General features: G+C 38.0%; 3 protein-coding genes. All 3 read left to right on the top strand.

The window, feature by feature from the left end; translation table 11 throughout:
* Positions 1-743, top strand: a 743-nt coding sequence (locus tag P8M54_RS15265) for an anthranilate synthase component I family protein (RefSeq protein ID WP_300288886.1), incomplete at its 5' end; no start/stop codon positions are given.
* Positions 744-789: 46 nt separating this feature from the next.
* A complete protein-coding gene (tilS, locus tag P8M54_RS15260; protein WP_300288885.1) occupies positions 790-2,100 on the top strand; it encodes a tRNA lysidine(34) synthetase TilS in 1,311 nt (436 codons plus the stop codon).
* On the top strand, positions 2,100-3,320 hold a 1,221-nt coding region (locus P8M54_RS15255), incomplete at its 3' end, for a cytochrome c biogenesis protein CcdA (RefSeq protein WP_300288884.1). The genes tilS and P8M54_RS15255, both read left to right, overlap by 1 nt.

Genomic DNA, 3,320 nt, shown 5'->3' with positions numbered 1-3,320 from the left:
TTTACGAAGCTAATTTTTGCATGGAGTTCTATGCTCAAAATGCCATAGTGAATCCTCTTGATAAATTTTTTAAACTAAACAAAATTTCACAGCCACCTTTTGCTGTCTTTTTTAAGAATAATAAACAGTTTCTGTTTTCGGCATCGCCTGAGCGCTACCTGAAAAAACAAGGACAAGACTTGATTTCGCAACCTATAAAAGGGACAGCAAAACGTTCTCTAGTTACTGAAGAAGATGAGTCTATTAAAAAATCATTAGCACAAGACCCTAAGGAGCGATCGGAAAACATCATGATCACTGATTTGGTGCGAAACGATTTATCACATACAGCGCAACGTGGTTCCGTGCAAGTACCTGAGTTATGTAAAGTGTATTCTTTCCTGCAGGTACACCAAATGATTTCGACGGTCACCTCAAAATTAGATCCACAATATTCGGCAATTGAAGCCATCAAAAAATCATTTCCAATGGGAAGTATGACTGGAGCACCCAAAATTTCGGCTATGAAAATTATCGAGGAATTAGAAGAGACCAAACGCGGATTGTACAGTGGTTCCGTTGGTTATTTTACACCCGATGGCGATTTTGACTTTAACGTGGTTATTCGTAGCATCTTGTACAATCAAGAAAATCAATATGTTTCTTTTTCAGTTGGAAGTGCTATTACGTCTTTGTCTGTGCCCGAAAACGAGTACGAAGAATGCCTTTTAAAAGCAAAAGCCATGCGCGAGGTGTTAGAATAAGCAGACTATAATTTGTAGATAGATTAATAATCTTTAATTTTGAAGAATGCTAGAAAAACTACAAGCTCATATCACCCAAAACTTTCCGTTTTTACAAAATAAAAAACTGCTTCTTGCCACTAGCGGCGGTTTAGATAGCATGGTGATGGCTCAATTATTTTGTCAATTACCCTATGAAATAGCATTGGCGCACTGTAATTTTCAATTGAGAGGTATCGAGAGTTTCGAGGATCAAAAATTTGTAGAGGATTACGCGGAGAAAAATAATATCCCACTTTTTGCAACGCAGTTTGATACGACGGCTTTCGCCAAAGATTACAAGCTTTCTACACAAGTAGCGGCGCGTGAACTGCGATACAATTGGTTTTATGAATTATTGGAGGAGGAGCAATTTGATTATGTCTTGACAGCGCACCATGCAGACGACAATATCGAAACATTTTTGATTAATTTAAGCAGAGGAACCGGCTTAGATGGTTTAGTGGGAATTCCAGCTCAGAACGATAAAATCATTCGACCACTATTACTTTTTTCTCGGGAGGAAATCGAAAATTATGCAACTGAAACACATTTGCAATGGCGCGAAGACAGCAGTAATGCTTCCAATAAATACTTACGAAATAAAATTAGACACGATCTTGTTCCTTTATTTAAGGCAATGAATCCGCATTTTATTGATAGTTTTCAAAATACACAAACGTATTTGCAGCAAGCGCAAGCCATGGTTGAGGATGCAGCAATTATGGTCTATCAACAAGTCGCAGAGCAAAACGGCGATACGATTCAGTTTGATCTTGCACAACTCAAGCGCTTAGCGAATTATCAATCGTATTTGTACCATTGGCTTAAAGAATTTGGTTTCACCGCTTGGGATGATATCTATGATTTAGTCGAAAGTCAGTCCGGGAAACAAGTCCACAGTGTGGAGTATAGATTAATCAAAGATCGCGACCATTTACTACTTGTTCCGTTGCAATCCAATTCGAATGGGGAAGCGTATTACATCGAGAAAGGAGAGCAAGACGTTAAGATTCCCTTAAAGTTATCCATTACCAAGGTAGAGGATTTAGCCACTTCATCGAATACTACTATCTTTGTAGATGAGAGTAAATTGGTCTATCCATTGGTTTTACAAAAGTGGAATGAGGGAGATTCCTTTCAGCCTTTTGGGATGAATGGAAAAACGAAAAAACTCAGCAAGTTTTTCAAGGACGAAAAATTATCCGTCGTTGCTAAAGAAAATATTTGGATTTTATGGTCTGCAAATGCCATTGTATGGGTTGTAGGCTTGCGCCAAGATGAACGATTTAAAATAGAAAATAACACAGAAAATATCCTGAAATTAGAAATACAATAATGAAGAAAATACTATTTATACTCATCTCTTTCTTGGCTTTTGCCAATGCAAATTGCCAAATGTTAGATCCTGTAAAATGGACAACCAAAATAGAGAAGAAATCAGAGAATACCTTTGTTCTTGTTTTTGATGCTGTACTGGAGAAAGATTGGCATATGTATTCTCAGTTTACGCCTGATGGTGGACCGCTACAATTAGAAGTTGCTTTTAAAAATCAAAAAGGGAACTTCACTTTAGTTGGTAAGGCTAAAGAAAGTAAAACGAGAACCGCCTATAACGATATCTTTGAGGTTAATGAGACTTTCTTTGAAGGAAAAGCTCAAATAAGGCAAGAGGTAACAATTACTAATTCAAAGCTGACTAAAATTGATGCGACTTTAAATTACCAAGTGTGTAAGGAGGTTTGTATCAATCAAGAGAAAAAATTCACATTTGCTATTCCAGCAATGGCTTCGGTGACTGCTGCGCCAACTACTGCAAGTACTGAAATCCCAACTGCAGCAGTAGCTTCGGATTCGGTTGCTGTTGATTCCTTAGCGCCAAGTTTAGGCGAAAGTAATGTCTACGACGCCAGTGATCGTACTAAAGAAGCAGTTGCTATTGCTCCAGAAGATACTACCACCTCTCGTGGATTATGGTCTATATTTTTTATAGCCTTTCTTTCTGGATTCGCTGCTCTTTTAACGCCTTGCGTTTTCCCTATGATCCCAATGACGGTTAGTTTTTTTACCAAACAAAGTAAAACTAGAGCAGCCGGAATCAGAAATGCTATTATTTATGGGGTTTCCATAATTGTTATTTATGTTATTTTAGGCTTTTTAGTAACTTGGATTTTTGGTGCGGGAGCATTGAATGCGTTGTCTACCAATGTGTGGTTTAATATTATTTTCTTTGTGCTTTTGGTTGTTTTCGCTTCTTCATTTTTGGGAGCATTCGAGATTATGTTGCCTAATTCATGGGCAAACAAAGTCGATAGTCAGGCGGATAGAGGAGGTATTGTAGGTATTTTATTTATGGCATTAGCTCTGGCAATTGTATCTTTCTCTTGTACAGGACCTATCGTCGGTACGTTGCTTGTGGAAGCTGCATCTAAAGGCGGAATTGCTCCAATAATCGGAATGTTAGGTTTTTCTTTGGCACTAGCCTTGCCCTTTATGCTTTTTGCAATGTTTCCAGGGTGGTTAAATTCCTTACCTAAATCAGGCGGTTGGTTGAATACG

Source organism: Flavobacterium sp. (assembly GCF_029242675.1).
In the GTDB taxonomy this organism is placed as follows: domain Bacteria; phylum Bacteroidota; class Bacteroidia; order Flavobacteriales; family Flavobacteriaceae; genus Flavobacterium.
The sequence above is the reverse complement of the archived record's forward strand: the minus strand, read 5'-3'. Positions and strand labels throughout refer to the sequence as shown.